Here is a 26,380-nt window from a genome sequence, read left to right on the forward strand (position 1 = left end):
ACTAACGGGGCATCGTGTGGAGCCCGGACCGATACGCGAAGGAGAGACCGCGCTCACTCCCGCTTGAACAGGGCGTCGACCGGGGGATGAATGCGATGTGGTCGAAAACACTCCCAGCCCGTTACGCGGACATGGTGGCGCGGCCACCAGCCCAGAGGGGAGACTGGCCACAGATCGTCCCGGCGCGAGCCACGCGCCGCCGACGCCCAAGGAGGCACCCGTGCCGCATGTCCTGGTCCTCAACGCGTCGTACGAGCCGCTCGGCGTCGTACCGCTCCGCCGCGCGCTCGTCCTCGTCCTGGAGAACAAGGCAGTCGCCTTGGAGGACTCCGGCGCCTATATGCACAGCGCGACCGTCACAGTCCCCGCACCCAGCGTGGTCCGGCTCAAGCGATTCGTACGGGTTCCCTACCGGGGGCCCGTTCCTCTCACCCGAAGGGCGCTCTTCGCCCGCGACGGGGGCCGGTGCATGTACTGCGGTGGCGTCGCAACCAGCGTCGACCACGTCATCCCGCGCAGTCGCGGGGGTCAGCACGTCTGGGACAACGTGGTGGCATCGTGCCGCCGCTGCAACCACGTCAAGGCCGACCGCCATCTCGTCGAGATCGGCTGGCGGCTGCGGCACAAGCCGGCCCCACCCACCGGCCTGGCCTGGCGCATCATCGGCACCGGCCACAGGGACCCGCGCTGGCTGCCCTACTTGCAGCCGTACGGCGCGGACGACGCCCTGGCCCGGATCGACGGCATCTCCGCCTGACGATCCGGGCTTTCGCATCCCCCGTGGCGGCGGCCTCAGCCACGGGGCCCTTCGGCACGTGCGCCGCGCACGACGTAGAGCGCGCCGCCCACCGCGAAGGCGCCCAGCGCCGCCGCCCAGGCGCCCGGTTGCGACCCCGGTTGCACCGGCCACGCCCACACCGGCACCGCGCTTCCGTGCGCCCCCGCCGAGCCCAGGTACACCGCAGTGACGTAACCGAAGGCGGGCAGCCAGCTCAGCCGGGCGCCGAGCAGCACGGCCGCCGCCGCGACCAGCCCCGTGGAGCCGAGGGTGTTGCGGAGCACGGCCGGCGGCCCGAACACCTCCGGATGACCCAGCACCGCCAGGGGCAGCAGGACGGATGCGAGCGCGGTCAGCCCGGCCAGCTGCGCCAGCCGCCGCGGCCACCACGGCCGTACGGCCGTCCGGTCCAGCTCTTCGCAGGGCGAGTGCAGGCTCACCCCGATCACCGCGGCCGCCAGCAGCGGGGCCAGCGCGACGACCGGCACCCGGCGGTCCGGGTCCAGGTAGCCGTCCAGCGAGGCCGCCGCCCAGACGGCGAACGCCGCTGTCCCGGTGAGCGCGGCGACAGTGGTGGGGAGCGTGCGGGAGCGGGCGTACAGCACCAGCGGGCTCGCGGTCACAGCGCCGGCACCCCCTTCGGGTCGCAGGCCGCCCGCGCCGCGAAGTACGCCGAGAGCCACTCCCGCCGCTCCCCCTCGCCCATCGCCGTCAGGCGGGCCCGGGCGGCGCGGCGCCCGGCGAGTTCCGCGCGGCGCTCCGGGCCGGCCCCGGCGTCCAGGCCGTCGAAGTGCTGCCGCCGGGCAGGCAAGGGCGCCAGGTAGTTCACGACGGCGTCGTCGGCCGCGCCGACCGCGTCGGGGCAGTCGCCGCGCAGTTGCAGCGCCCGGGCGGCCTCCCACGCGAACCTCGCCGGGTCGGTCAGCCGCCCCCGCACGAACGACCGGCCGAGCGGTGTCAGCGACGGCAGCGACGCCTCGTCCCCGCGCGGCCCGCCGTCCCGGTCCTCCCAGCGCACCGGCAGGTTCCGGACCCCTTTCAGCTTTCCCGTGACGCCGGACAGCGCCTCGCGGATCTCCGGCAGCGCGTCGGCGAACCGGGCGTTCACGCACACCGCCGGGGTGACGGACGTGTCGCACACCTGCCGGGCGGCCGTCGGGTCGGTGTGCCACAGTCCCGCCCCGGTCCCCGCCAGCAGCATGCCCGCGGCGGCCGCCGCGGTCAGCGGCAGCAGGGCCGCCCACCGGCGCCGGGCCGCGTACGCCGTCACGGCCGTCCCCGCCAGACCTCCGGCCCACAGCGCCGTCACCGGCGGCTGCCACCACACCGGGGCCCAGGAATCCAGCACCTGCAACGCGGGATTGAGATACCGCCCGGACCCTCCGTGCGCGGTCGCCGTCATCCCCAGCCCCACATACCCGGCCATCGCGAGCAGCGGAGCCGCGAGCCGCGAGGGCACCAGCCGCCCCACCACATGACCGACGATTGCCGCCGCCCCCGACACGAACGCGTCCGCGCAGAGCAGGGCCGGGCGCGGACCGTCCCCCTGGGCGTACGGCCAGGTGGCGAGCAGCGCCGCGGCCGCCGCGGCCGCGTACCCGGCGGCCACCCACAGCGCCGTCGGCAGCGCCGACAGCAGCAGACGCGCCAGCGGCGGACGGACGGCCGTCCCCCACAGCTCCTCCGTGCCGCGCCGCCGCTCCCGGCCGCCCTGCCAGCAGCCCGCCGCGGCCGCCGCCGGAACCACGATCAGCAGGGCCCGGTGCACCTCCGCGACGGTCGCCGCCCAGCCGCCCTGCCACCGGTCGGCCGACGCCGCGAGCACCACCCCCAGCGTCAGCAGCACGGTGAGCCCGGCCCAGGGGGCGAAACCCCGGCGGGCCTCGGCGAGCAGCGGGCCCCTCGTCCCCGCCACGACGCTCATCGCGGCGCCCCCGACGTGCGGTGGGCCCGCAGCGCGGCCGTGTAGCCGCGCTCGATCGGATGGTCGCCGGGTCCGTCGGACACCTCGCCGAGCGCGGCCAGCGCCTCGGGCGTGCCCCGGTAGGCGACCCGGCCCGCGTCCAGCAGTGTGACCTCCGTGCAGGCCGCCGCCACGTCCTCCACCAGGTGCGTCGAGACGACCACGGTCGCCGAGGCACCCAGCGCCCGCAGCAACTCCCGGAACTCCACCCGCTGTTCGGGATCGAGTCCGGCCGTCGGCTCGTCGAGCAGCAGGACCTCCGGGTCGTTGACGATCGCCTGCGCGATGCCGACCCGGCGGACCATGCCCCCGGACAGCGTCCGGATCCGCGCGTCGGCCCGGTCGGCGAGCCCGACCCGGGCCACCGCCCGGTCCACCGCGGCGTCGGTACCCGCCGCGGGCATCTGCTTCAGCCAGGCCACGTACGCCACGAACTCCCGCACCGTGAAGCCCGGGTAGTAGCCGAAATCCTGGGGCAGATAGCCCAGCCGGGCCCGGACCTCACCGAGGGCGCGGTGCCCGGCGGTGTCGCGGCCCAGCAGCTCCACCGTCCCGGCGGCCGGGCGGGCGACCGTGGCCAGCACCCTGATCAGCGAGGTCTTCCCGGCGCCGTTCGGGCCCAGCAGCCCGTGCACCCCGGTGCCGAGGGCGAGGTCGACCGAGTCCAGGGCGACGGTTCTGCGATGCCGGACGCGCAGTCCGGTCACTCGGATGCTCAACGGTTCTCCATGTGGTCGTAGGCGCTGCGGCGCGCCGCCAGCAGCGCGGCGCACACGACGGCGGCGGCGGCCCAGCCGGTCCGGTCGCCGTCGAAGCGGGCGGACAGCTGTCCCGCCAGCCGGGTGGTGAACGGCCCCCCGTGGGCGGCGACGGCCGGGACGAGGACGGCGGCCAGCCAGCCGCCGCCGGTCACCGCGGTCGCGGTACGGCAGCCGACGAACGACGCGAGCGTCAGGGCGCCGAGGGTCAGCGTGAGGCCCGGCAGCAGCCAGGCGGCGGCGCCGGGGGCGCCCGATGCGGGCAGCGCGGCGCCGGTGAGTGTCAGGACGGGGAGGCTGACGCCGAGGACGGCGGCGGTGCGGGTGAGGGCGAGGCGCAGGCCGCCGGACGGGGTGGCCGTGGCGATCTCGTGCAGGGGGTCGGTGTGACGGCCGTAGGAGAGGGCGACGCCCGCCACGGGGACGACCGGGGCGAGGGCGAGCAGGAGAGTGCGGGTCGCACCGTAGTCCGCGGCCCTGCTCAGCAGGAGGGCGCCGAGCGTCACGGAGAGGAGGGCGACGAGCCAGGTGCCTCGCAGGGCGGGGCCGAGGGACCAGAGGGCGGGGCGCAGACGGGTCGTCCACCGTGGGCCGGCGGGGGCCGGTCGCGTCCCCGGTGGGCGCCTGGCGGCTGTCGTGAGGATCGAGTCCCGTACGTCCGCCAGGACCGCCCCCGCCGGTGTCCCGCGCACCGCCGCGGACACCCGTGCCGCGCACGCGCCGCACCCTTCCAGGTGCTTCTCCAGGGACCAGGCGTCCGCCTCCGGGAGGGTGCCGTCGGCGTAGCGGGCCGCCAGGTCGGCCGAGGCGTGCCAGGTGTGCTCCGTGCGGGACGGGGTGCGCCAGGTGCGTTCCGTGCCCGGCGAGGTGTGCCAGGTGCGTTTCCCGCCTGGCTCGGCGTGCCAGGTGCGTTTCGTGTCCGGCTCGGCGTGCCAGGTGTGCTTCGTGCCGGGTGAGGGGCGCCAGGTGTGCTTCATGCGGGGCCTCCGGCCGGTGCGGGGTTCAGCCGGTCCAGGGCCGTGCGCAGTTCCGCCCGGGCGCGGGCCGCCCGGGACTTGACCGTGCCCTCGGGTATGCCGAGCAGGCGGGCCGTCTCGCGGGTGGTCAGGCCGTCCACGACCGTCGCCCGCAGCACCTCGCGGAGTTCGGGGGAGATCCGGTCCAGGGCGGTGCCCACGTCTCCGTACTCGAGGGCGGCCAGGACCCGCTCCTCCGCGGAGGGCGCCGGGGCGGGAGCGGGCAGGGTCTCGGCCGCCGCCGCCCGCGCCGCCCGTTCCTGCGCCCGCCGGGCGTCCACCAGCCGGCGGGCGGCGATCGTCCACAGCCAGCCGCCGGCCTCCTGCCCGCGGTGCCCGGCGGCCGACCGCCACACCGTGACGAAGGTGTCCTGGAGCACCTCCCGCACCACTTCGGGGTCGGCGCAGCGCCGGGCCAGCCGCGCGTGCAGCCAGCCCGCGTGCCGGTCGTACAGGTCGGCGAGCGCGGCGGCGTCCCCGGCCGCGACGGCCCGCAGCAGCGCCGCGTCGCCGGTCGCCGGACCGGCGTCCTCCCGGTGGCCCCCCATGGGGCGGAACAGTCTCACACCCTCTTTATCGATCACCTGGACGCGGACGGTTCGCGTGGCGGGGGAGGGGCATCGGGAGTGGCTCCGCGGCGACGGGGTAGGCCTGCCCTGACGCGGCGCACGCCGCGCCACCCGACGTGAGGACAAGGAGGCCACCGTGGCCGCAACGGTTCATCATCCGATCCCGGCCCAGTTCAAACCCCCGGTGGGGACCGTGGAGGAACCCTGCTGGTGCGTGTTCAGCGCCGAGGCCGCCCGGGTCCAGGCGCCGCTGACCAGCGAGCCGCCGCTGCCCGACGCCGAGCCCCTCACCAGTGAACCGCCGCTCGCGGACGCCGCCCCCCTGACCAGCGAGCCGGGGTTGTAGATGAGCGAAGCCCTCGGCACTCCCCTCGACGGGGAGCTGTCCCGGCTGGCGGAGCTGCACGGTGTCGCCACCTCCTACAGCCCGTCCCCCGGCCGTACGGTCCCCGCCTCTCCGTCCGCCGTGATCGCCGTGCTCGGCGCCCTGGGCGTCGACGCGAGCGGCCCGCAAGCCGTCCGCGCCGCCCTCGCCGACCGCGAACGCCACCTCGCCGAACGGCTGCTGCCGCCGACCGCCGTCCACTGGGCCGGCACCGGCGCGATCGACCTCGGCCTGCCCGCCGGCACCCGTGTCGAGGTGCGCACGGAGGACGGGCAGCCGCGCGGCGACACCCGGGACCTGCCGCCCGGGGTGCACGAGGTGACCGCCACCGCGCCCGACGGCCGCACCGCCCGCTGCCACCTCGTCGTCGCCCCCGACCGGCTGCCCACCCCCGCCGCCCGCTCGTACGGACTCCTCGTCCAGCTCTACTCGCTGCTCTCCCGGCACTCCTGGGGCATGGGCGACCTCGGCGACCTCGCCGACCTGGCCGACTGGGCCGCACGCACCGCCGGCGCCGGTTTCGTGCAGGTCAACCCGCTGCACGCGGCCGTACCCGGCGCCCCCACCGACCCCTCCCCCTACCGCCCCTCCTCCCGCCGCTTCCCCGACCCGGTCCACCTGCGGCTGGAGTCGGTCCCCGAGTACGACCGGCAGGACGCCTTCGCGGAACGCGCCCGGCAGCTGCGCTCCGCCGTCCTCGACCAGGGCGCCCTCATCGACCGGGACGCGGTGTGGGAACTGAAGCGCGAGGCACTGGAAGCGGTGGCCGCCGTACCGCTCAGCCCCGCACGGCAGGCCGCCTACGACGCCTTCCGCACCGAACAGGGCCAGGCCCTGGAGGACCACGCCACCTGGTACGCGCTCGCCGAACGGCACGGCCCCGACTGGCACCGCTGGCCCGAACCGCTGCGCGACCCCCGCTCGGCCGAGACCGCGAGCGCTCGCGACCGGCTCGCCGACCGCGTCGCCCTCCACTCCCGGCTGGCCTGGCTCACCGACACCCAGCTCACCGCCGCCCAGCGCGCCGCCCGCGAGGCCGGGATGCCCGTCGGGATCGTGCACGACCTCGCCGTCGGCGTGCACCCGCAGGGCGCCGACGCCTGGGCGCAGCGCGACTTCTTCGCCGCCGGGATGTCCGTGGGCGCCCCGCCCGACGCGTTCAACGCCCGCGGACAGGACTGGGGTCTGCCGCCCTGGCGCCCCGACCGGCTGGCCGCCTCCGGGTACGCACCGTACCGGGACCTCCTGCGCGCCCTCTTCCGGTACGCGGGCGCCCTGCGCATCGACCACGTGATGGGCCTGTTCCGGCTGTGGTGGGTCCCGGCGGGCAGCCCGCCCACCGAAGGCACCTACGTCCGGTACGACGCCGAGGCCATGCTCGCCCTGCTGGCCCTGGAGGCGACCCGGGCGGGTGCCGTGGTGATCGGCGAGGACCTGGGGACCGTGGAACCGGGCGTCCGCGAGACGCTCCAGCGACACGGGGTGCTCGGCACGTCCGTCCTCTGGTTCGAACGGGACTGGGACGGCGACGGCCGCCCCCTGCCCCCGGAACGCTGGCGCGCCGACTGCCTCGCCACCGCCACCACCCACGACCTGCCCCCCACCGCCGCCCGCCTCACCGGCGAACACGTCGAACTCCGCGACCGGCTCGGCCTGTCGACCCGTCCGCTGGCCCAGGAACGGGCGGACGCCAAGGCCGACACGGCGGAGTGGCTGGCGCTGCTGATCAGCCTCGGCCTGCTCGCCGGGACCGACGTCGGTGACGAGGAGGCCGAGATCCGTGCCGTCCACCGCTTCCTGCTCCGGACCCCGGCCCGCATGGTCGGCGTCTGGCTCCCGGACGCCATCGGTGACCGGCGACCGCAGAACCTCCCCGGCACCTGGGACCAGTACCCGAACTGGCGCCTGCCCATCGCCGACCCGAAGGGCCGCCCGGTGACCCTGGAGGAGCTCCAGGGGTCGGAGCGGGTACGGGCGCTGCTGGAGGTGCTCCGGGAGGACGACGCCGCCGTCGACGCTTCCGGCGCCGTCGACGCTTCCGGCGCTTCCGGCGCTTGACCGGGGGACCGCTTCGGGGGGCGCGGCGACGGGTGGCGGCGGGTGGCGGCGGGTCCCTGGGCGGTCGGCACGGCGCCCGGAGCCGGCTAGGGGGACCCCGGGCGCGCGTCCCCGAAGGCGGCCAGCTAACTTGGGGACCGTGGACAAGAAGAACGCCCTGCGCGCCGGCGCCCTGGCTGCCGGTACGACGCTGATGATGCTGCTCATGTCGTCCCCTGCCCTCGCGCTCACGCGTGACGACGGCGACGACCCCGGCAAGGGCCTGAGCGTCATCGAGACGCTGGGCCTCTACGTCCTGACCCCGCTCGTGCTGTTCGGGATCATCGCCGGCCTGGTGATGGTGCTGGACAAGTCCACGGTCCGGGTCGTCAAGCCCGGCTCGACGAAGGCCAAGGCGAAGGGCTGACCTCCGCCGCACCACTTCTCCGCTTCTTCACCGAGGGCGCCGGTCGCCCTCCGTACGGACCGCAACGGGGCGTACGGGGGCCGACCGGCGCCCTCGGCGCGTTCCTCAGGGGCTCGGCGCGGTCAGATAGCGCTGCACGGTCGGCCCGAGCCACGCCAGGATCTCCGACCGGTCGAGTTCCACGACCGGGGGCAGCCGCAGCACGTAGCGGGTGAGGGCGAGCCCCAGCAGCTGCGCGGCGCACAGCCCCGCCCGGGTCCGCACCTGCTCCGGGTCCGGGCACACCCGCTGGGCCACCGGCACCACCTGCTCCCGGAAGATGCCCTGCAGCCGCTCGGCCCCCGCCTCGTTGGTGACGCCGACCCGCAACACCGCGGTGAGTTCCTCGTTCGCCTCCCAGAGGGTCAGGAAGTGGCCCACCAGCGCGTGCCCGACCTCGTCGCGCGGCACCCCGGAGAGGTCCGGCATCCGCAGGTCGAGCGTGACGGCCGCGGCGAACAGGCCGTCCTTGGTGCCGAAGTAGCGCATGACCATGGAGGGGTCGATGCGGGCGTCCCTGGCGATGGCGCGGATGGTGGCGCGCTCGTAGCCGTCGGTGGCGAAGCGCTCGCGCGCGGCGGCCAGGATCGCGGAGCGGCTGGCGTCGGAGCGACGCGTCGGCGGGCCGCTGGCGGGTTCTGTGCTTTTACTGGGAGTGCCGGTCATGCCAACGATCGTAGGCCAACAGCTGTGGGCCAACAAGTGTTGACTACGCTCTCCGGCTCGGCCTAGGCTTGCCAACAAGCGTTGACCAACACTCACAGGCCAACATCCGTTGGCCAACATGCGTAGGCAAACGCCCGTGGGCCCAACGTCCGTAGGCCCACAAGCGTCGGCATCAAGGAGGCCCCCATGCACGGCACCAGTGGCACCGCCCGCGTGATCGTCGTCGGCTCCGGCCCCACCGGCCTCCTCCTGGCCGGTGACCTCGCCACCGCCGGCGTCCCGGTCACTCTCCTCGAAAAGCGCCCCCACGGCATCAGCAACCTCTCCCGCGCCTTCGCCCTGCACGCCCGCGCCCTGGAGCAGCTCGACGCCCGCGGACTCGCCGACGAACTGGAGGCGGTCGGCCGCCCCCTCACCCGCCTCGACCTCTTCGACGGCCTCACCCTCGACCTCGGCACCCTCCCCTCCCGCTTCGGCCACGTCCTCGTCCTCCCGCAGTACGAGGTCGAGAAGGCGCTGGAGCGCCGGGCGGTGGCGGCGGGAGTCGACTTCCGCCACGAGTCCGAGGTGACCGGGCTGACCCAGGACGCCGACGGGGTCACCGTGCACATCAAGGGCGCCGAGGGCCTGCGCGCCGCGTACGTCGTCGGTGCCGACGGGATGCGCAGCGCGGTGCGGGAGGCGGTCGGGATGCCGTTCCCGGGGCGGTCGGCGATCCGGTCCGTGGTCCTCGCCGACGTGCTGCTCGCCGAGCGGCCCGAGACGGTGCTCACGGCCGGCGCGGTGGGCGACGCGTTCGCGTTCCTCGCGCCCTTCGGCGACGGCTACCACCGGGTCATCTGCTGGCACCGCGGCCGCGACGTCCCCGACCACGAGCCGGTCGACCTCGACGAGATCAAGGAGATCACCAGGCTGGCGCTGGGCCGGGACTACGGGATGCACGACCCCCGCTGGATGTCCCGCTTCCACAGCGACGAGCGCCAGGTCCCCCGGTACCGGGTCGGCCGGGTCTTCCTGGCGGGCGACGCCGCGCACGTGCACACCCCGGCGGGCGGCCAGGGCATGAACACGGGCCTCCAGGACGCGGCCAACCTGAGCTGGAAGCTCGCCGCCGTCCTGCACGGCCACGCGGCCCCCGGCCTGCTCGACACCTACCAGAGCGAACGCCACCCCGTCGGCAGGACGGTCCTGCGCAGCAGCGGCGCGATCGTCCGGCTCGCGATGGCCAAGGGCTGGCAGCTGCCGGTGCGCGCCGCGCTCGCGACCGCCCTGAGCCGCCTCGGCCCGGTCCGCCGCCGGGCGATCGGCCAGGTCACCGGCATCGGCTACCGGTACCCGGCGCCGAGGGGCGCCCACCCCCTCACCGGCGCCCGGGTCCCCGACCTCGCGCTGGCCGGCGGCGGGCGTCTGTACGAGGCCCTGCGCGGCGGCCGGTTCGTCCTGGTCACCCCGGGTCCGTACGACGTGGCCCCGGCGCGCGCGGACCGCCTGGCCGCCGCCCGCTGGAGGAGCGGCCGCCGGACGGCCCTCCTGGTGCGCCCCGACGGCTACGCGGCCTGGGCGGCCGAGCACGCCGGGCAGGCGGACATCGAGAGGGCACTGGCCGCCCACGTGGGCTGAGCAGGTTCCGCCCGGCTCAGGCGAGGGTGAAGCCGGCGGCCTTGGTGTCGAAGGCGGTGTGGCCGTCCTTCGCCGTGGCGAGCACCGCGATGTGCCAGGCGCCGTGCGCGGAGGACGCGTCGGCGGCGGACACCGGAGCCCGGTACACGCAGCGGACGGTGTGACCGCCGGCCGGCGTGCAGGTCGCCGACTCCACCGCGGCCATCTCCTCGGCGGTCAGCTGCTTCTTGGCGAACCCGGACCGCTCCGGCCAGGCCAGCACCTTCAGGCTGCTGACCCCGGAGGGCGCGCTGACCTCGGTGGTGAAGGAGAGCGAGCCGTCCCGGCCGCTGCTGGGAGCGGTGTAGTGGACGGCGCTGTGCGCCAGGGCGGGCACGGGGTCCCGGTCGCCGGCGTAGGCGAGGGCGAAGGCCCCGGCTCCCGCGAGCACGACGGCACCGGCGACGACGGACAGGGCGATACGACGGGACATGGCGAGTTCTCCGTGACTGGCTCGGGCCGGCCCGGGCTGTCCGGGCCGAACGGATCCGGCGCTCGCTGCCGCGCCGTTGCGTCGATCCTCGCAACGGGCGGCCGCCCCGGACGTGAGCACGGATACTCAACCCACCATGGGGGATGCGTACTTCACGAGTGAGGCGGGGCACCCGGTGGTGTCACCGCCGGGTGCCCCGCCGCCGTGCCGCCTACTGCGCGGCCGCGTCCGCCGCCTGGGCCTTCAGGGCGCGCTCGACGCCCGCGCGGGACTCCGAGACCAGCCGGGCCAGGGCCGCGTTCGGCTGGGCCGAGGCCAGCCAGGCGTCCGTCTTGGCGAGGGTCTCCTGGGAGACCTGGAGGGCCGGGTAGAGACCGATCGCGATCTGCTGGGCGATCTCGTGCGAGCGGGAGTCCCACACCGACTTCAGGACCTCGAAGTACTTGTCGGTGTACGGGGCCAGCAGCTCACGCTGGTCGGTCTGGACGAAGCCGTTGATCACCGCCTCCTGGACGGCGTTCGGCAGCTTGTCGGAGTCGATGACCGACGCCCACGCCTCGGCCTTCGCCTCCTCGGTCGGCCGGGCGGCGCGGGCGGTGGCCGCGTGGCGCTCGCCGGCGGCGGTCCGGTCCCGCTCGTACTCGGCCGCGATGTCCTCCTCGTCGAAGCGGCCGACGGCCGCCAGCCGCTCCACGAACGCCCAGCGCAGCTCCGTGTCGACGGCCAGGCCCTCGATCGTGGTCGCACCGTCCAGCAGGGCGTCCAGCAGGTCCACCTGCTCCGGCGTCCGGGCGGTGGCCGCGAACGCGCGGGCCCAGGCCAGCTGGTGGTCGCTGCCCGGCGCGGCGGACCGCAGGTGGGCCAGCGTGGCGTCGGTCCAGCGGGTGAGCAGCGCCTCGCGGGCCGTCGGGTCGGCGTACAGCTCGACGGCCAGCTTCACCTGCCGGTGCAGCGACTGGACGACACCGATGTCGGACTCCTTGCCGATGCCCGACAGCACCAGGGACAGGTAGTCACGGGCGGGCAGTTCGGCGTCCCGGGTCATGTCCCAGGCCGACGCCCAGCACAGCGCGCGGGGCAGCGAGGACTCGAAGTCGCCGAGGTGCTCGGTGACGAAACGCAGGGACTCCTCGTCGAGGCGGACCTTGGCGTACGACAGGTCGTCGTCGTTGAGCAGGAACACCGCGGGGCGGCGCCGGCCGACCAGCTGCGGTACGGCGGTCAGCTCGCCGTCCACGTCCAGCTCGACGCGGTCCTCGCGGACCAGCTTGCCGGTCTCCTCGTCGCGTTCGTACAGGCCGATCGCGATCCGGTGCGGACGCAGCGTCGGCTCGCCCTTGGCGCCGGCCGGCAGCGCCGGGGCCTCCTGGCGGACGGCGAACGAGGTGACGACACCGTCGGCGTCCGTCTCGACCTCCGGGCGCAGGACGTTGATCCCCGCCGTCTGGAGCCACTTCCGCGACCAGGTGCTCAGGTCGCGCCCGGAGGTCTCCTCCAGGGCGCCCAGCAGGTCGGACAGGCGCGTGTTGCCGTACGCGTGCCGCTTGAAGTACGCCTGCACGCCCTGGAAGAACTCGTCCATGCCGACGTAGGCGACGAGCTGCTTGAGGACGGAGGCGCCCTTGGCGTACGTGATGCCGTCGAAGTTCACCAGGACGTCGTCGAGGTCCCGGATCTCGGCCATGATCGGGTGCGTGGAGGGCAGCTGGTCCTGCCGGTAGGCCCAGGTCTTCATGGAGTTGGCGAAGGTGGTCCACGAGTGCGGCCAGCGCGACTCGGGCGCGTACGCCTGGCAGGCGATGGACGTGTAGGTGGCGAACGACTCGTTCAGCCACAGGTCGTTCCACCACTCCATGGTGACCAGGTCGCCGAACCACATGTGGGCCAGCTCGTGCAGGATGGTCTCGGCACGCGTCTCGTACGCAGCGTCGGTCACCTTGGACCGGAAGACGTACTGGTCGCGGATGGTCACCGCGCCCGCGTTCTCCATCGCGCCCGCGTTGAACTCCGGTACGAACAGCTGGTCGTACTTCTTGAAGGGGTACGCGTAGTCGAACTTCTCCTGGAACCAGTCGAAGCCCTGCCGGGTCACCTCGAAGATCGCGTCCGCGTCGAGGAACTCGGCCAGCGACGGACGGCAGTAGATGCCCAGCGGCACGCTCTGGCCGTCCTTCTCGTAGGCGCTGTGCACCGAGTGGTACGGGCCGACGATCAGCGCCGTGATGTACGACGAGATGCGCGGCGTCGGCTCGAAGACCCAGGTGTCGTCCTTGGGCTCGGGCGTCGGCGAGTTGGAGATCACGGTCCAGCCGGCCGGCGCCTTCACGGTGAACTGGAAGGTGGCCTTGAGGTCCGGCTGCTCGAAGGAGGCGAAGACCCGGCGGGCGTCCGGCACCTCGAACTGGGTGTAGAGGTACGCCTGCTCGTCGACCGGGTCGACGAACCGGTGCAGGCCCTCGCCCGTGTTGGTGTACGCGCAGTCCGCGACCACCCGCAGGACGTTGCGGCCCTCCAGCAGGCCCGGCAGGGCGATCCGGGAGTCCGCGAAGACCTCCGCGGGGTCGAGCGCGTCACCGTTGAGGGTGACCTCGTGGACCGCCGGGGCCACCAGGTCGATGAAGGAAGCGGCGCCGCTCTCGGCGACGTCGAAGCGCACCGTGGTCACGGACCTGTAGGTTCCGCCCTCCTGCGCGCCGGAGAGGTCGAGATCGATCTCGTACGAGTCAACGGTGAGCAGCTTCGCCCGCTGCTGCGCCTCTTCGCGAGTCAGGTTTGTGCCAGGCACGCGGTCATCTCCTCGTTATGTGTGGGTTGCGCCATCCTTCCACGGGACAGTGCCCGGGGCGTCGAGGGAAAACCCGAGAGATTGCTCGTCAGCGCCTCGCCGGGCACGGTGCCGCGGTCGCACGACGGCCGGCCGCGGCACCCTTTCGGGCGGTCTCACCGCCCGGACAGCTCCGCCGCCACCAGCTCCGCGATCTGCACGGCGTTCAGCGCGGCCCCCTTGCGGAGGTTGTCGTTGGAGACGAACAGCGCGAGCCCGTTCTCCACGGTCTCGTCGCGGCGGATCCGGCCCACGTACGAGGGGTCCTGGCCGGCGGCCTGCAGCGGGGTCGGGATGTCGGACAGCTCGACCCCGGGCGCGTCGGACAGCAGCTCGGTCGCCCGCTCGGGCGAGATCGGCCGGGCGAACCGCGCGTTGATCTGGAGGGAGTGCCCGGAGAAGACCGGGACGCGCACGCAGGTGCCGGAGACCTTCAGCTCCGGGAGCTCCAGGATCTTGCGGGACTCGTTGCGCAGCTTCTGCTCCTCGTCGGTCTCGTTCAGACCGTCGTCGACGAGGTTGCCGGCGAAGGGCAGCACGTTGAAGGCGATGGGACGCTTGTAGACCTGCGGCTCGGGGAAGTCGACCGCCGCGCCGTCGTGCGTCAGCTTCTCCGCGTCGGCGGCCACCTTCTGCACCTGGCCGTGCAGCTCGGCGACGCCCGCGAGACCGGAGCCGGACACCGCCTGGTAGGTGGTGGCGACCAGCGCCTCCAGGCCCGCCTCCCGGTCCAGCACCTTCAGGACCGGCATCGCGGCCATCGTGGTGCAGTTCGGGTTGGCGATGATGCCCTTGGGGCGGTCCGCGATCGCGTGCGGGTTGACCTCGGAGACGACCAGCGGGACGTCGGGGTCCTTGCGCCAGGCGGAGGAGTTGTCGATCACGACGGCGCCCTGCGAGGCGACCTTTTCGGCCAGCGCCTTCGAGGTGGCCCCGCCCGCGGAGAACAGCACGATGTCGAGGCCGGTGTAGTCGGCGGTCGCCGCGTCCTCCACCGTCACACCGTCGAGCACGGTCCCGGCGGAGCGGGCCGAGGCGAACAGGCGCAGCTCGGTCACCGGGAAGGCGCGCTCCGTGAGGATCCTGCGCATGACCGTGCCGACCTGACCGGTGGCTCCGACGATTCCGACCCTCACGGTGACTCCCTTGACTGCGTTGACGTGTGTCTGCGGCCTTTCCATCATGCGGCCGACCCGGGTCAGCCTGTCCAATTCTTTGCGCGCCATGCCCGCGAAGCGGACCGCCCGGCCTGTGGAACTCTCGCTCGCACCCACGCTGAGCTGCAGAAATTACCTTCGCGTGGCCGACGTGCCGCAAGCTGTGCTGCGCCGCGCGGGGGTGTGACGTACGCCTCGGAAGAAGAAATCCGCGGTCCGGCCGAACGTTTCCGGGGGCCGTGGCGTCGTAGGGGAAACGCGGTGAGGGGGTGGGTTGTGCTGCGCGGAAGGGCCCGGCGCGGCCAGGGGGGCGGGCACGGTGATCCCCTGGACGCGGACCAGGAACGCCGGGTGCGGGCGGTGCTCGCGCTGGGCGGGGTGCCGCAGGCGGACCTGCCGGACGGGGTACAGCAGGTACGGCTGCGGTTGCTGGAGCGGGCCGCGAGCGGTCAGGAGGCACCGCGGGACGTCTCGGCGTGGGCGGCCGTGGTCGCCTCCCACCTCGCCATGGACTGGCACCGCGCCAAGCGCCGCCAGGAACGCCTCGGCGAACGGCTGGCCGCCCTGCGCCGGCCCGACCCCGCCGTGGGGGAGGACAGCAGCGTGCTGTCCGTCGCCGTCGCCCGTGGTCTGGACGAACTGCCGGACGCCCAGCGCCAGATCCTCGTCCTGCGTTTCTACGCCGACCTGCCGGTGCGCGGGATAGCCGAGGAGCTCGGCATCCCCGAGGGCACGGTCAAGAGCCGCCTGCACACGGCGGTACGGGCCCTGCGCGCCCGCCTGCACGAGGACGAGGTGGTGTGACCATGTCCGCCGAACACGACGGCCCGGAACGACACGGAGCCCACCCCGGAGGCGACGTCCCCGACGACACGCCCCCGCGGACCCGCCCCGGCGACCGGAACCACAACCGCCCCCGGCCCACCGGCCCGGACACCCGCCCCCGGGACGACGCCCGCACCGGGACCGAGGGCAGCGACGACCGCCATCGGCACGACGGGGACCGATATGCCGCGAGTGGGGACCAGGACGAAGACGCCGACCGAGCCCGGTGCAAGGGCAGCGATTACCGAAACCGGTGCGACGACCGGAGCGACCGGGCCGGGGCCGGGGGCCGGGACGACCGGGCCGGGGGCGACGGCGGGGGCGGCCGGGACGGGGACGGCGGTCGGGGTGAGCAGGGGTTGGGCTTCGGGCGGGGAGAGTCGGGGGTGGAGGGGGATGCGTTGTCCGCCGTTCTGCTGGGGGAGCCGCTCAGCGAGGCTCAGCGGGCCGATCCCGGGTTCCTGGACGAGTACCGGGCCGCCGCCGCCGATGTGGCCCTGCTGCGCGCGCAGCTCGGGATCGTGGGCGACGCGCTCGCCGGGCCGCCACCCGTACGGGTGCGGGCACGCCCGGCGGCCGGGCGCCGCCGTCCGCTGCGGCACCCCGGCGTCCGCGCCCTCGGTCTCGCCGGTGCCCTCGCCGCCGCGTTCGCCTCGGCCGTGTTCGGCATCGGCTGGCTCGCGGCGCACGGCGGCTCGGGCGCGACGTCGAACGGGGCCGCCGCCGGCGACCAGGCGACCGGCACCGCGCCCGGTCCTGCGGGCAGCCCGGAGCACACCACCGGCGCCGGCTACCTCGCCTGCGCCCGCCTGGTCGTCGAGGGCACGGTGACCGCCGTGCACGGGATCCCGCACTCCGGCGGGGAACGCGTCACCCTGCGCGTGACCCGCGCGTACAAGCCGGCGAAGACCGCCGGGGAGGTGGAGTTCCCGCTCGCGCCCGGCACCGGCACCCGGATCCGCCCGGGGGTCCGCCTCCTCGTCGGCATCAGCGCCGGACAGCAGGCGCCCGACCGGTACGCCGTGGGGGAGGCGCAGATCGCACCGGAGCGGGCCCGGATCCTGCGCGACCTGCCCGCGTCGCGCACCCTGTCCTGCGACAGGCCCCGGTGAGGATCCCGCCGTACGGGGAAACCCGGTGGCCACCGCCGGACGCGGGCCCTACCGTGCCGGTGTGCGCGAGAAGTTGAGGGTGGCGGCCTACGCCGTGTGCGTCCGTGACGGACAGATCCTGCTCGCCCGGTCGCCCGCCGCCGACGGCACCCCCGAATGGGTGCTGCCCGGCGGCGGCATGGACCACGGCGAGGACCCCTACGACACCGTCCGCCGGGAACTCCTGGAGGAGACCGGCTACCGCATCGAGGTGACCGGCCTGCTCGGCATCGACTCCCTCCGCCAGCGCATCGTCTCCGGCACCCCGCTGTCCCGCGCCACCGACCACCACGGCGTGCGGATCATCTACACCGGCGAGATCGTCGGCGGCCAGCTCACGCACGAGGTGAACGGCTCCACCGACATGGCCGCCTGGCACGACCTGGACGCCGTACCGGACCTGAGGCACGTCCGGCTGGTCGACGTGGCCCTGCGGCTGTGGCGGGAGAGGCCGGCGGCGGGCCGGTTCGCAGAAGAGCAGTCGTGAGCGCCGGGGCCCGTCCCCTACCCCGCCAGATGAACACCGAGTAGCCGGACCCCGGCCACCCGCGATCCGGCCCATGACCGGTCCCCACCTCCCCTGATCCACGTACGGTGATCGGCGCTGCGCGTTGCCGCCGTGTTTACGCGCAGGTCATTCCCGGTGCCAACGATCCACATTGAGCGGGAAGTTCGCGGAAGCGATCACCCGCGACCACTGCCGACGCGTTCGTACTCGGGGAGATCGCGCCATGTCGCGCATACGCTCTGTCGCCACCTCCGCGGCCCGCACGGGCCGCGAGGCACTGGAGATCAACCGCCGTACCGTCCTCGCCGCCGCCGGAGCCGTCTCGCTCTCCGCGGGCGTCGGCCTCGCCCTGCACCCCACCGACAGCGCGGCCCGCCCCGCCGTCACCGAGGAGCAGCAGCCGGTCGCCGAGGGCCGCAAGGCCGCCGCGGCGCCCCTCGCGCCGTACACCAAGGGCACCACGCTCGCCTCCGTCGCCGCGCCCCGCACCAGCTCCGGCTACCGGCGGCTCGGGGACGGCGCCGGCTGGTCGCGGGTGGTGCGCTCCGACCTCGCCGCCGCCAGGAGCGGCCGGGCCGGCCGCCGTACCGCACTGGCCGCGTTCGTGCAGTTCACCGACCTGCACCTGATGGACGTCCAGCACCCGCTGCGCCTCGAGTACCTGCGCGCCCACGACCGGCACGCCTGGCGCCCGCACGAGGCGCTCACCGTGCCCGGCGCGATCTCGCTGGTGGAGCGGGTCAACGCGCTGCGCGGCGCCCCGGTCACCGGCTCCCCGCTGCACTTCGTGATGACGACCGGCGACAACACCGACAACAACGCCCACTCCGAACTGGAGTGGTTCATGAAGGTGATGAGCGGCGGCCGGATGACCCCCAACAGCGGGGACCCCCGGCACTACGAGGGGGTGCAGAACTCCGGTCTGAAGATGTACTGGCAGGCCGACTCCACCGTCCGCGACTCCGACAAGGCGGCCGGCTTCCCGCACCTCGCGGGCTTCCTCGCCGCCGCGATCCGCGAGGTGAAGAGCCCCGGCCTCGACCTGCCCTGGTACTCCACCGTCGGCAACCACGACGCCCTGCCGCTCGGCTGCTTCGGCTCGCACGCCGACCCGTACCTCGCGGAGGCGGCCATCGGCGGCAGGAAGCTGATGACGGTGACCGACGCCGAGGCCAAGAAGCTCCAGGACTCCATCCGCACGGCACAGGACCCCAAGGGCAGCGGCTACCGCGACTTTCTGAAGGCCCACGCCAGGTCGGCGCGGTCGGTGACGGCGGACGAGAAGCGCGCCCCGTACACGTCCGCGGACTACCTCAAGGCCCATCTGGACCCCGCCTACCAGGGGGTCGGCCCGGTCGGGCACGGCTACTCCTCGGCGAACCTCGCGGCGGGCACCCAGTACTACGCCTTCCGCATCTCCGAGGACGTGATCGGCATCAGCCTGGACACGACGGACGCCGGCGGCCACTACGACGGCTCCATCGGGACGACCCAGCTGAACTGGCTGGAGCGCACCCTGAAGGAGAACAAGGACTCCTACGCGGTCGTCTTCAGCCACCACACCAGCCAGACGATGACCAACACCCGCCCCGACCCGGCCCACCCGGGCGACCGCCGCCACACCGGCGCCGAGCTGGTCACCCTGCTCAACCGCCACGCCAACGTCCTGGCCTGGGTCAACGGCCACATCCACCGCAACCTCATCACCCCGCACAAGGCGTCGAACGGCAACTCCTTCTGGGAGGTCACCACCGCCTCGCACGTGGACCACCCGCAGCTCGCCCGGGTGGTCGAGCTGGTGGACAACAAGGACGGCACGGTCTCGCTGTTCACCACGCTGATCGAGTCGGCGGCCCCGCACCGCACCGACTTCGGCGACCTCTCCCAGACCGGCCTGGCCGCCCTCTACCGCGAGCTGGCCTTCAACGCCCCCGGCTCCAGCAAGGCCCTGGGCGGCGCCGCGGCCGACCGCAACACCGAGCTGGTCCTCAAGAAGGGGTGACGACCGCGGCACCGTCGTACGTTCCGGCGCCGCGCTTGCCGATTCTTTGCCCACGGACCGGTCCCCGCCGCCCCTGTCACCGTCTCCGTACGGACGGTGAAACAGCAGGTCAGAGGGGTGCCTGCCGGGGTTTCGGAGAGGTGTGCGCGGTAGCGGTTCCGGCACTCGGCGTGTAAACGCAGACGACTCCGGGGCGAGACGTTCCGTTCATCCGGATGAAACATCCGTACCGCCTCATAACGGCTAACCCGCGGTTCCCGGGGATTGGCTCGATGTGGTGCAAGGCTGGTGATCGTGTGGGCTCTCGGCTCGGACTTCGCGTGCTCTCGGTCTACGAGGGATTCTTCTCCGGGGGCGCCCGGATCGTGCACAGTGATGTGCTGCTGGGCCTGGTCGAGGGCGGACAGCAGTGGCACCGCGTGCTGAGTCTGCACGGTGAGGTCCACCGGGAAGCCACCACGCAACGCATGGAGGACGACGCCTGCTACCGCGCCCTCACGGCCGGCGGCGTCGACGTCACCTCCCTGGGCCGTACCGCGGGCCTCGTGGACGGCGCGGTCGCGGCGTCCGCCTTCAGCGGGCCGGAGCTGGCCGACACCGCCCGGGCCATGGCCGGCGCGGACGTCATCCTGTCGTTGAAGGAGCAGCCGTTGGCGCTCCTCAACCAGGGCGGCCTGCCCCGGCGCCCTGTCGTGGTCTGCCTGCACCGGTCCGACCCGGAGAACCAGGGCCCGGCGCTGGACGAGCTCAGGACGGCCATCGCCGAAGGCAAGGTCGTGGCCTGCGTGTGCTGCGCCGAGTCCACCCGGGACGCCTACGAGGCCGCCGGGATCCCCGGTGAGCTGCTGCACGTCATCCCGAACGGCGTCGACCTGCTCCGCTTCCGCCCGGACGCGGCGGTACGGCTCGCCTTCCGCGAGTCCCTCGGCATCCCCGCCGGCGCCCCCGTGGTCGTCTTCGCCGCCCGCTACGCCGGTATGAAGAACGTCCCGCTGTTCCTGCGGGCGGCGCGGGCGTGGCTGGCCCGCGAGGGCGGCGGGCACGTCGTGATGTGCGGGGCCGGGATGACCGACGACAACCCCGCGCTCTGGGCCGACATGGAGATCGCCTTCGGCGCCGACCGGGCCGCCCTCGGCGACCGCGTCCACCTGCTCGGCGTGCGGCACGACATGGAGGCGGTCTACGCCGGTTCCGACGTGGTCGCCCTCACCTCCGTCTCCGGCGAGGCGGCGCCGCTCTGCCTCATCGAGGGCATGATGTGCGGCGCCGTACCGGTCACCACGGACGTCGGCGACAGCGCCTCGATCGTCGAGGGCCACGGCTTCGTGACCCCCTTCGACCCCGACGCGATCGCCTTCGCCTGGTCGGCGGCGGTGGCCGACCGGGAGACCTTCGCACCGGCACTGGCCGCGAGCCGCGAGCGCTTCAGTCGCACCCGCATGATCGCCGCCTACGCCGACCTCCTCGCCCACGTCGCCGCCGACGTACGCGACGAACTGCGCCCGGGCGTCACCGGGCAGTAGTACCGGGCGTACCGGGCGGGTGGCGAGCCGGTCGCGGGCGGACGGGCGCGGGTCCGTGCAGCGAACGGGGCGCCGCCCCGGCGGGGTGCGGGCCTGACCCGGGAGCGCGTTGCGCGCCCCCTCGGGCGCCGGTCATGATACAGACCGCCGCACCCGGTTTCGGGGTGTATGCGGCAATGATCCACGGGTGCCGTCCCGGTGTGCTGACATCGCATCAGCCACCGCCGCCCCACCCGAGGTTCTCCCATCACCATGCGCACGAAGCTGGACGCGGCCTCCGGTGCCGCCGTCCTGATCACCGTCCTCGCCTTCTCCGCCACCGCCCCCCTCACCGCCTACGCCGCGGCTCCCGCGCTCGCGCTGGCGTTCGGCCGCAACGCCCTCGGCCTGTTCACCCTGGGCCCCGCCTTCCTGCTGGCCCGGCGCCGTGAGGTGCGGCGGGTGTGCAGCGGGGAACGCGCCCTGGTCCGCAGGGAGCAGCGCCGGGCGGTCCGGTTCGCACTGGCCGCGGGGACGGCACTGGCCGCCCACTTCGCCACCTTCATGACCGGCGCCCAGCTGACGAGCGTGGCGATGGCGACCGGGCTGGTGGCCACCCAGCCGGTGTGGCAGGCCCTCATCGCGACCGCGCAGGGCCGGCGCCCTTCCCGGGCCGCGTGGGCGGGGCTGGCGGTGTCGGTGACCGGCGCCGTGATCGCGAGCGGCGCGGACCTCGGCACCGGCGCGCGAGCGGTGACCGGGGACGTGCTCGCCCTCGTCGGCGCCGTCGCGCTGGCCGGCTACACCGCCCTGAGCGAGGAGGCCCGGCCCGACGTCAGCACGCCGATGTACTCGGTGCTGTGCTTCTCGGTGTGCACCGTCGAGACGCTGCTGCTGTGCCTGGTCACCGGGACCGCGCCGGTCGCCTTCACCGCGCACGCCTGGTTCGCCCTGCTGGGCCTGCTCCTGCTGCCGCAGCTCCTCGGCCTGTTCTCGCTGAACTTCGCCCTCGGCCGGGCCCCGGCCACCGCGGTCAGCGTGCTGCTCCTGCTGGAGGCGCCGGTGGCGGCGCTGGTCGCCTGGTTCTGGCTGGGGCAGCTGCCGACGGGGGCCGCCTGGCCCGGACTCTGCATGATCATGCTCGGGGTGGCCGTGGTCGTGGTCGGGGACGCGCGGCGGGCCCCCTCCGTGCCGGACCTGCCGGGACAGCGCACGCCAGGCCCGCATCCGCTGCTGCGGCACCCGGTGCTGACGACGGCTCCGGGCGACGACGTCCACGACGGGATCTGGCGCGACGCCCGGCTGGGCAGGCTCGCCGAGGCGGAGACCGCCATCCGGCGCCTGGAGAACCACGCCGTCCGGGTGCACGGCGCCAAGTCGGCCGAGGCGACTCACTGGATCGAGGTACGCGCCCATGTCGCCCACCTCACCGGCGACGGCTGCCTCGCCGCGCGCCTGTGGCTGAGCGCGGCCCGCTTCCACGCCGATCCGCCGCGGTTCGACGCGGTACGGACCCGGCTCTGCCTGGAACGCGCCCGCACCGAGTGGCGGAGCCTGCCCGACGACCCGGTGACGAGTGAACTTGCCCTGTCCTTACGGAAGATGTACGCGAGCCTGCCGAACGACGGGACAGGGGAACGCGGGTGGTCGGGCGGCGTCCACGAGATCGACACCCGCCTGGCCGCCCACGGCCCGGGGCCGACCCACCCCGAGTGACCCGTCCCGAGTGACCCGCCCGGTGCGCCCCGCTCCTGACGTGCCCCGGGCGCCGCAGAAGGCCGTCGGTCCCCCTCCGAACCGACGGCCTTCTCCGGCGCCCTGCCCCCCGTCCCTCCCGGTTACCGTGGCAGCACCACCACGTACGCCGCCGGATCGCGGTCGTTCGCCGCCATCAGGGCCGTGCGGATCACCGCCGCCTGCTGCTCCGCCGACTCGCGGAGCTTGCGCGGGGTCACGTGCACCACCGTGATCCCGAGCCGCTCCAGGTGCTCGCGCTTGCGGGCGTACTCGGACCACAGGGCGTCCTCGTCCTGGCGCGGGGCGCGCATGTCCAGTTCGACGGCGACCGCCTGCTCGGGCCAGTAGGCGTCGAGGCCGCCGAGGTGCGGGCCGCCGGGCAGCCGCAGGTCCACGTTCCAGACCGGGTCGGGGAGGCCGTGCTCCTGGACCATCCGGTAGAGGCGGTCCTCCGCGATGGCCCGTCCCTCGGCGACGAGCGAGTCCACCGCGTCGGCCACGTGGGGCCGGGAGAGCAGCTTCGCCCGGGTCAGTTCCCGTACCACCGCCGCCGGTTCGCAGTGCCGGCCGCGTACCGCCTCGGTCAGCAGCCGGCGTACGGAGTCGGCGTCGGTCAGGTCCGCGACCGCGTCCGCGAGGGCGCGCGGGACCGGGGCGACCGGCAGCCCCGTCACCGGCTCGGGGGCCGGGAGGGCCGGCGTCCGCAGCACCCGGACGTAGGAGGTGGAGCGCAGCCGGCGCATGCGCGGGACCAGCACGTCGATGTGGTCCAGGGAGAGCAGGGGCGGGGTGGCGGAGAAGCCGTGCAGGGTCAGCGCCGCCAGGCCGGTGATCATCGTGTCCGCGTAGACGGGGCGGTGGGGGGAGTCGGGGGTCGGCTGGGCGGGGACGCCGGGGGCGGGCTCGCGCGCCGCGAACAGCAGGGCCCCGTGCAGGCGTTCCTCGCTGGTCGGGGGGCCGGGGTGGAGCATGACCACGCCCGGCAGGAGTTGTTGCCAGGGGCCGCCGGGCCGGCACTGTTCGGCGATCTCGGTGGCCGGGACGCCGTGGGAGCGGAGCTGGGCCGTGGTGAGCACCCGGCGGTGGACGTCGGAGAGGTGGCGCAGGGGGCGGGGGGAGAGCGGGGTGTTGTGCGTCATGGCCTCGGGATTCCCGGGGCCGGACCCGTCCCTAACCGGTGTTACACGTTCGTCGATGAATGCGGACAACACGGGACTAAAGGACGGGTGTTCGGATGCCGAAGAGGCGGCGAAAGCCCCTGGTCCGGATGGGTGGGGACCAGGGGTTACGGGCATGATTGACTGAATTGCGTAACGGTCACCTGGCGGGCAACCCTTGGCCAAGGGTCAGCTCTCGAAGGCGTCCGCGGCCCGTGCGTCGCACTCCTGTCCGCGCAGTGCGCGCGCCAGGTCGTCCCGGGCCTCCAGGACCAGCCGGCGCAGCGCCGGGGGCGCGTCCGCGTGCGCCGCGAGCCAGGCGTCCGTCGCCTCCAGCGTCTCCGGGCGGTCCTGGAGCGAGGGGTACAGGCCGCGCACCACGTCCATGCCGATCTGGATCGAACGGTCCTCCCAGACCCGCGCGATCGCCTCGAAGTACTTCTCGGCGTACGGCGCCAGCAGGTCCCGCCGGGACGGCTGGGCGAAGCCCGTGATGGTCGCCTCCACCAGCGCGTTGGACAGCGCCTGCGACTCCACGACCTGCGCCCAGGCCTGCGCCTTGACGGCCGCCGAGGGGCGGGCGGCCAGGCAGCGCACCTGGTGGCGCTTGCCGGACGCGGTGTCGTCCCGGGCCAGTTCCGCGGCCAGCACCGACTCGTCGGCCAGTCCGTGCGCGGCGAGGGGTTCGAGGAACGCCCAGCGCAGCTCCTGGTCGACGTCGAGACCTTCGATCGTCGACGTGCCGGCCAGCAGCTCCTGGAGCAGACGCAGGTCGGCCGGGTCCGCCGCGGTCGACGCGAAGAACCGCGCCCAGGCCAGCTGGTGCTCGCTGCCCGGCGCCGCCTGCCGCAGCTCCCGCAGGGCGCCCTCGGCGAGCCGCCGCCCGGCCGCCTCCCGCCACCGCGGCGCCACGTAGTGCACCAGCGCGGACTCGGCCCACGCCTGGAGCATCTGGAGCACCCCGATGTCCGACTCGCGGCCCGCGAACCGCAGCACCAGGTCGACGAAGTCCCGCGCGGGCAGCAGCCCGTCCCGGGTCAGGTTCCACAGCGCCGACCAGCACAGGGCCCGCGCCAGCGGGTCGGTCAGGGCGCCCAGCCGGTCCCGGAGGGTGGCCAGCGAGGTGGCGTCGAAGCGGATCTTGCAGTACGTCAGGTCGTCGTCGTTGACCAGGACCAGCTCCGGTGCCTCGGCCCCGGCCAGCTCGGCGATCACCGTGCGCGGGCCGTCGACGTCCGCCTCGGCGCGCGCGTACCTCACCAGGGAGCCGTCCGTCACGCGGTACAGGCCGATCGCCACCCGGTGCGGACGCAGCTCGGGGTGCGACTCCGCCGCCTCCTGCACCACCGCCAGCTCGTCGATCCGCCCGTCGGGGGCCAGCAGCACCTGCGGGGTCAGCGCGTTCACGCCCGCCGTCTGCAGCCACTTGGCCGCCCAGGCGGTCATGTCCCGGCCGCTGGTCTCCTCCAGCACCGCCAGCAGGTCGCCGAGCCGGGTGTTGCCGTACGCGTGGCGCTTGAAGTAGCGGCGGGCGCCCTCCAGGAACGCGTCCTGGCCGGCGTACGCGACGAGCTGCTTCAGCACGCTCGCCCCCTTCGCGTACGTGATGCCGTCGAAGTTGAGCTTGGCGTCCTGGAGGTCGCGGATGTCGGCCGTGACCGGGTGCGTGGAGGGCAGCTGGTCGGCGCGGTACGCCCAGGCCTTGCGGCGGTTGGCGAAGGTGGTCCAGGCGTTCGTGAAGCGGGTCGCGCCGACGTTCGCGAAGGTGCCCATGAAGTCCGCGAAGGACTCCTTCAGCCACAGGTCGTCCCACCACGCCATGGTGACCAGGTCGCCGAACCACATGTGCGCCATCTCGTGCAGGATCACGTTGGCGCGGGCCTCGTACGACGCCTGGGTCACCTTGCCCCGGAAGATGTACTCCTCCCGGAAGGTCACCAGACCCGGGTTCTCCATCGCGCCCAGGTTGTACTCGGGCACGAACGCCTGGTCGTACTTCCCGAAGGGGTACGGGAAGTCGAAGTGGTCGTGGAAGAAGTCCAGGCCCTGCTTGGTGACCAGGAAGACGTCGTCGGTGTCGAAGTAGGGGGCGAGCCCCTTGCGGCACAGGGCGCCCAGCGGGATGTCGAGCACGGTGCCGTCGGGCAGCGTGCGCGTGTACGCGTCCGTCACGTAGTGGTACGGGCCCGCCACCACGCACGTGATGTACGTCGAGATCGGCTTGGTCTCCGCGAACCGCCAGACCCCGTCGGCCAGTTCACCGGCGCCGTTGCTCCACACCGGCCACCCCTCGGGCGCCCGCACCTCGAAGCGGAACGGCGCCTTGAGGTCCGGCTGCTCGAAGTTGGCGAAGACCCGGCGGGAGTCGGCCGGCTCGTACTGCGTGTAGAGGTAGACCTCGCCGTCCTCGGGGTCGACGAAGCGGTGCAGGCCCTCGCCGGTCCGCGAGTAGGCGCACTGCGCGTCCACCACCAGCTCGTTCTCCTCGGCCAGGTCCTCCAGGGCGATCCGGGTGCCGTCGAAGACCTCGCCCGGGTCCAGGTCCTTGCCGTTCAGGGTCACGGCGGTCACGCTCGGCGCGATCAGGTCGGCGAAGCTGGCCGCGCCCGGCTCGTTGCAGCGGAAGCGGATCGTGGTGACCGAGCGGAAGGTCCGCGGCTCGCCCGGGTCCCCGCCGACGGCGGACCGCACGTCCAGCGACACGTCGTAGCCGTCGACCGACAGCAGGGCGGCCCGCTCCCGGGCCTCGTCGCGGGACAGATTCTCACCGGGCACGGGCGGCACTCC

22 protein-coding genes are annotated in these 26,380 nt (G+C 74.1%); 11 read left to right on the plus strand and 11 right to left on the minus strand.

The features are described from left to right. Positions 1 to 220 precede the first annotated feature (220 nt). Complete coding sequence (locus AB0G52_RS06825) at positions 221 to 757, plus strand: HNH endonuclease (protein WP_046734416.1); 537 nt, start codon at positions 221 to 223, stop codon at positions 755 to 757. A gap of 35 nt (positions 758 to 792) precedes the next feature. Here the strand turns inward: AB0G52_RS06825 and AB0G52_RS06830 are convergent, their stop codons facing one another. From AB0G52_RS06830 to AB0G52_RS06850, 5 genes are read right to left on the minus strand one after another with little or no spacing between them, the layout of a single operon-like run. Further along, on the minus strand, positions 793 to 1,401 hold the full coding sequence (locus AB0G52_RS06830; protein ID WP_132886859.1) for a hypothetical protein: 609 nt from the start codon (positions 1,399 to 1,401) through the stop codon (positions 793 to 795). Then, the gene (locus AB0G52_RS06835) at positions 1,398 to 2,702 is read right to left on the minus strand and encodes a hypothetical protein (RefSeq protein WP_361334368.1); all 1,305 of its coding nucleotides are present in this window, start codon (positions 2,700 to 2,702) and stop codon (positions 1,398 to 1,400) included. The genes AB0G52_RS06830 and AB0G52_RS06835 overlap by 4 nt, the downstream gene beginning before the upstream one ends. Next, on the minus strand, positions 2,699 to 3,448 hold the full coding sequence (locus AB0G52_RS06840) for an ABC transporter ATP-binding protein (protein WP_132887064.1): 750 nt from the start codon (positions 3,446 to 3,448) through the stop codon (positions 2,699 to 2,701). The genes AB0G52_RS06835 and AB0G52_RS06840 overlap by 4 nt, the downstream gene beginning before the upstream one ends. Positions 3,449 to 3,456: 8 nt before the next feature. Next, positions 3,457 to 4,476: a zf-HC2 domain-containing protein gene (locus tag AB0G52_RS06845; RefSeq protein ID WP_361334369.1), complete on the minus strand. Its 1,020-nt coding sequence runs from the start codon at positions 4,474 to 4,476 to the stop codon at positions 3,457 to 3,459. After that, positions 4,473 to 5,063, minus strand: coding sequence for an RNA polymerase sigma factor (locus AB0G52_RS06850; RefSeq protein WP_361334490.1), 591 nt, complete (start codon positions 5,061 to 5,063; stop codon positions 4,473 to 4,475). Before AB0G52_RS06850 ends, AB0G52_RS06845 begins: the two co-directional genes overlap by 4 nt. 157 nt (positions 5,064 to 5,220) lie before the next feature. Between AB0G52_RS06850 and AB0G52_RS06855 the strand changes: the two genes are divergently transcribed. From AB0G52_RS06855 to AB0G52_RS06865, 3 genes are all read left to right on the plus strand, one after another. Next, entirely contained in the window at positions 5,221 to 5,430 is a 210-nt protein-coding gene (locus AB0G52_RS06855) for a hypothetical protein (RefSeq protein ID WP_361334499.1), read from the plus strand. Next, positions 5,431 to 7,527, plus strand: a complete 2,097-nt coding sequence (gene malQ, locus AB0G52_RS06860; protein WP_361334372.1) for a 4-alpha-glucanotransferase — start codon at positions 5,431 to 5,433, stop codon at positions 7,525 to 7,527. Positions 7,528 to 7,666: 139 nt separating this feature from the next. After that, the gene (locus tag AB0G52_RS06865) at positions 7,667 to 7,933 is read left to right on the plus strand and encodes a hypothetical protein (RefSeq protein WP_132886855.1); all 267 of its coding nucleotides are present in this window, start codon (positions 7,667 to 7,669) and stop codon (positions 7,931 to 7,933) included. A 105-nt stretch (positions 7,934 to 8,038) separates the two neighbouring features. On the opposite strand, the gene AB0G52_RS06870 is transcribed toward AB0G52_RS06865, so the two are convergent. Then, positions 8,039 to 8,638 (minus strand): TetR family transcriptional regulator, encoded by a 600-nt coding sequence (locus AB0G52_RS06870; protein WP_361334375.1) that lies wholly within the window; start codon positions 8,636 to 8,638, stop codon positions 8,039 to 8,041. 186 nt (positions 8,639 to 8,824) lie between these two features. On the opposite strand from AB0G52_RS06870, the gene AB0G52_RS06875 reads away from it, so the two are divergent. Continuing rightward, positions 8,825 to 10,258: an FAD-dependent monooxygenase gene (locus AB0G52_RS06875; RefSeq protein WP_361334378.1), complete on the plus strand. Its 1,434-nt coding sequence runs from the start codon at positions 8,825 to 8,827 to the stop codon at positions 10,256 to 10,258. Positions 10,259 to 10,274: 16 nt separating this feature from the next. Here the strand turns inward: AB0G52_RS06875 and AB0G52_RS06880 are convergent, their stop codons facing one another. From AB0G52_RS06880 to AB0G52_RS06890, 3 genes are all read right to left on the minus strand, one after another. Then, positions 10,275 to 10,730 carry a DUF5707 domain-containing protein gene (locus AB0G52_RS06880; RefSeq protein WP_361334381.1) on the minus strand — a complete coding sequence of 152 codons (456 nt, stop codon included), beginning with the start codon at positions 10,728 to 10,730 and terminating at the stop codon, positions 10,275 to 10,277. A gap of 211 nt (positions 10,731 to 10,941) precedes the next feature. After that, a complete protein-coding gene (gene pepN, locus AB0G52_RS06885; protein WP_361334384.1) occupies positions 10,942 to 13,515 on the minus strand; it encodes an aminopeptidase N in 2,574 nt (857 codons plus the stop codon). A gap of 155 nt (positions 13,516 to 13,670) precedes the next feature. Continuing rightward, positions 13,671 to 14,690 carry an aspartate-semialdehyde dehydrogenase gene (locus tag AB0G52_RS06890; RefSeq protein ID WP_361334387.1) on the minus strand — a complete coding sequence of 340 codons (1,020 nt, stop codon included), beginning with the start codon at positions 14,688 to 14,690 and terminating at the stop codon, positions 13,671 to 13,673. Between the two features lie 297 nt (positions 14,691 to 14,987). On the opposite strand from AB0G52_RS06890, the gene AB0G52_RS06895 reads away from it, so the two are divergent. From AB0G52_RS06895 to AB0G52_RS06920, 6 genes are all read left to right on the plus strand, one after another. Beyond that, complete coding sequence (locus tag AB0G52_RS06895) at positions 14,988 to 15,515, plus strand: sigma-70 family RNA polymerase sigma factor (protein WP_361334493.1); 528 nt, start codon at positions 14,988 to 14,990, stop codon at positions 15,513 to 15,515. A gap of 422 nt (positions 15,516 to 15,937) precedes the next feature. Further along, positions 15,938 to 16,648 (plus strand): hypothetical protein, encoded by a 711-nt coding sequence (locus tag AB0G52_RS06900; RefSeq protein WP_361334390.1) that lies wholly within the window; start codon positions 15,938 to 15,940, stop codon positions 16,646 to 16,648. 61 nt (positions 16,649 to 16,709) lie between these two features. Then, positions 16,710 to 17,174 carry an NUDIX hydrolase gene (locus AB0G52_RS06905; protein WP_361334393.1) on the plus strand — a complete coding sequence of 155 codons (465 nt, stop codon included), beginning with the start codon at positions 16,710 to 16,712 and terminating at the stop codon, positions 17,172 to 17,174. A gap of 244 nt (positions 17,175 to 17,418) precedes the next feature. Further along, positions 17,419 to 19,197 (plus strand): TIGR03767 family metallophosphoesterase, encoded by a 1,779-nt coding sequence (locus AB0G52_RS06910; RefSeq protein ID WP_361334396.1) that lies wholly within the window; start codon positions 17,419 to 17,421, stop codon positions 19,195 to 19,197. Between the two features lie 320 nt (positions 19,198 to 19,517). Next, positions 19,518 to 20,720, plus strand: a complete 1,203-nt coding sequence (locus tag AB0G52_RS06915) for a glycosyltransferase (RefSeq protein ID WP_361334496.1) — start codon at positions 19,518 to 19,520, stop codon at positions 20,718 to 20,720. Positions 20,721 to 20,972: 252 nt separating this feature from the next. Then, positions 20,973 to 22,415: a DMT family transporter gene (locus AB0G52_RS06920; protein ID WP_361334399.1), complete on the plus strand. Its 1,443-nt coding sequence runs from the start codon at positions 20,973 to 20,975 to the stop codon at positions 22,413 to 22,415. 122 nt (positions 22,416 to 22,537) lie between these two features. On the opposite strand, the gene AB0G52_RS06925 is transcribed toward AB0G52_RS06920, so the two are convergent. Together AB0G52_RS06925 and pepN (AB0G52_RS06930) are read right to left on the minus strand one after the other, a co-directional pair. Next, the gene (locus tag AB0G52_RS06925; RefSeq protein WP_361334402.1) at positions 22,538 to 23,575 is read right to left on the minus strand and encodes a hypothetical protein; all 1,038 of its coding nucleotides are present in this window, start codon (positions 23,573 to 23,575) and stop codon (positions 22,538 to 22,540) included. A gap of 207 nt (positions 23,576 to 23,782) precedes the next feature. Continuing rightward, positions 23,783 to 26,368, minus strand: a complete 2,586-nt coding sequence (gene pepN, locus AB0G52_RS06930) for an aminopeptidase N (RefSeq protein ID WP_361334405.1) — start codon at positions 26,366 to 26,368, stop codon at positions 23,783 to 23,785. Between the last annotated feature and the right edge of the window lie 12 nt (positions 26,369 to 26,380).

Origin of the sequence: Streptomyces sp. NPDC021562, from assembly GCF_040640875.1 — a bacterium.
Lineage (GTDB): Bacteria > Actinomycetota > Actinomycetes > Streptomycetales > Streptomycetaceae > Streptomyces.

Excerpts from the sequence above, each read along its gene's own strand:
- AB0G52_RS06850 (WP_361334490.1), bottom strand. The coding sequence starts at position 5,063 with ATGGGGGGCCACCGGGAGGACGCCGGTCCGGCGACCGGCGACGCGGCG.
- AB0G52_RS06870 (WP_361334375.1), bottom strand. The coding sequence starts at position 8,638 with ATGACCGGCACTCCCAGTAAAAGCACAGAACCCGCCAGCGGCCCGCCG.
- AB0G52_RS06845 (WP_361334369.1), bottom strand. The coding sequence starts at position 4,476 with ATGAAGCACACCTGGCGCCCCTCACCCGGCACGAAGCACACCTGGCAC.
- AB0G52_RS06880 (WP_361334381.1), bottom strand. The coding sequence starts at position 10,730 with ATGTCCCGTCGTATCGCCCTGTCCGTCGTCGCCGGTGCCGTCGTGCTC.
- AB0G52_RS06920 (WP_361334399.1), top strand. The coding sequence starts at position 20,973 with ATGCGCACGAAGCTGGACGCGGCCTCCGGTGCCGCCGTCCTGATCACC.
- AB0G52_RS06835 (WP_361334368.1), bottom strand. The coding sequence starts at position 2,702 with ATGAGCGTCGTGGCGGGGACGAGGGGCCCGCTGCTCGCCGAGGCCCGC.
- AB0G52_RS06910 (WP_361334396.1), top strand. The coding sequence starts at position 17,419 with ATGTCGCGCATACGCTCTGTCGCCACCTCCGCGGCCCGCACGGGCCGC.
- AB0G52_RS06925 (WP_361334402.1), bottom strand. The coding sequence starts at position 23,575 with ATGACGCACAACACCCCGCTCTCCCCCCGCCCCCTGCGCCACCTCTCC.
- AB0G52_RS06875 (WP_361334378.1), top strand. The coding sequence starts at position 8,825 with ATGCACGGCACCAGTGGCACCGCCCGCGTGATCGTCGTCGGCTCCGGC.
- malQ (WP_361334372.1), top strand. The coding sequence starts at position 5,431 with ATGAGCGAAGCCCTCGGCACTCCCCTCGACGGGGAGCTGTCCCGGCTG.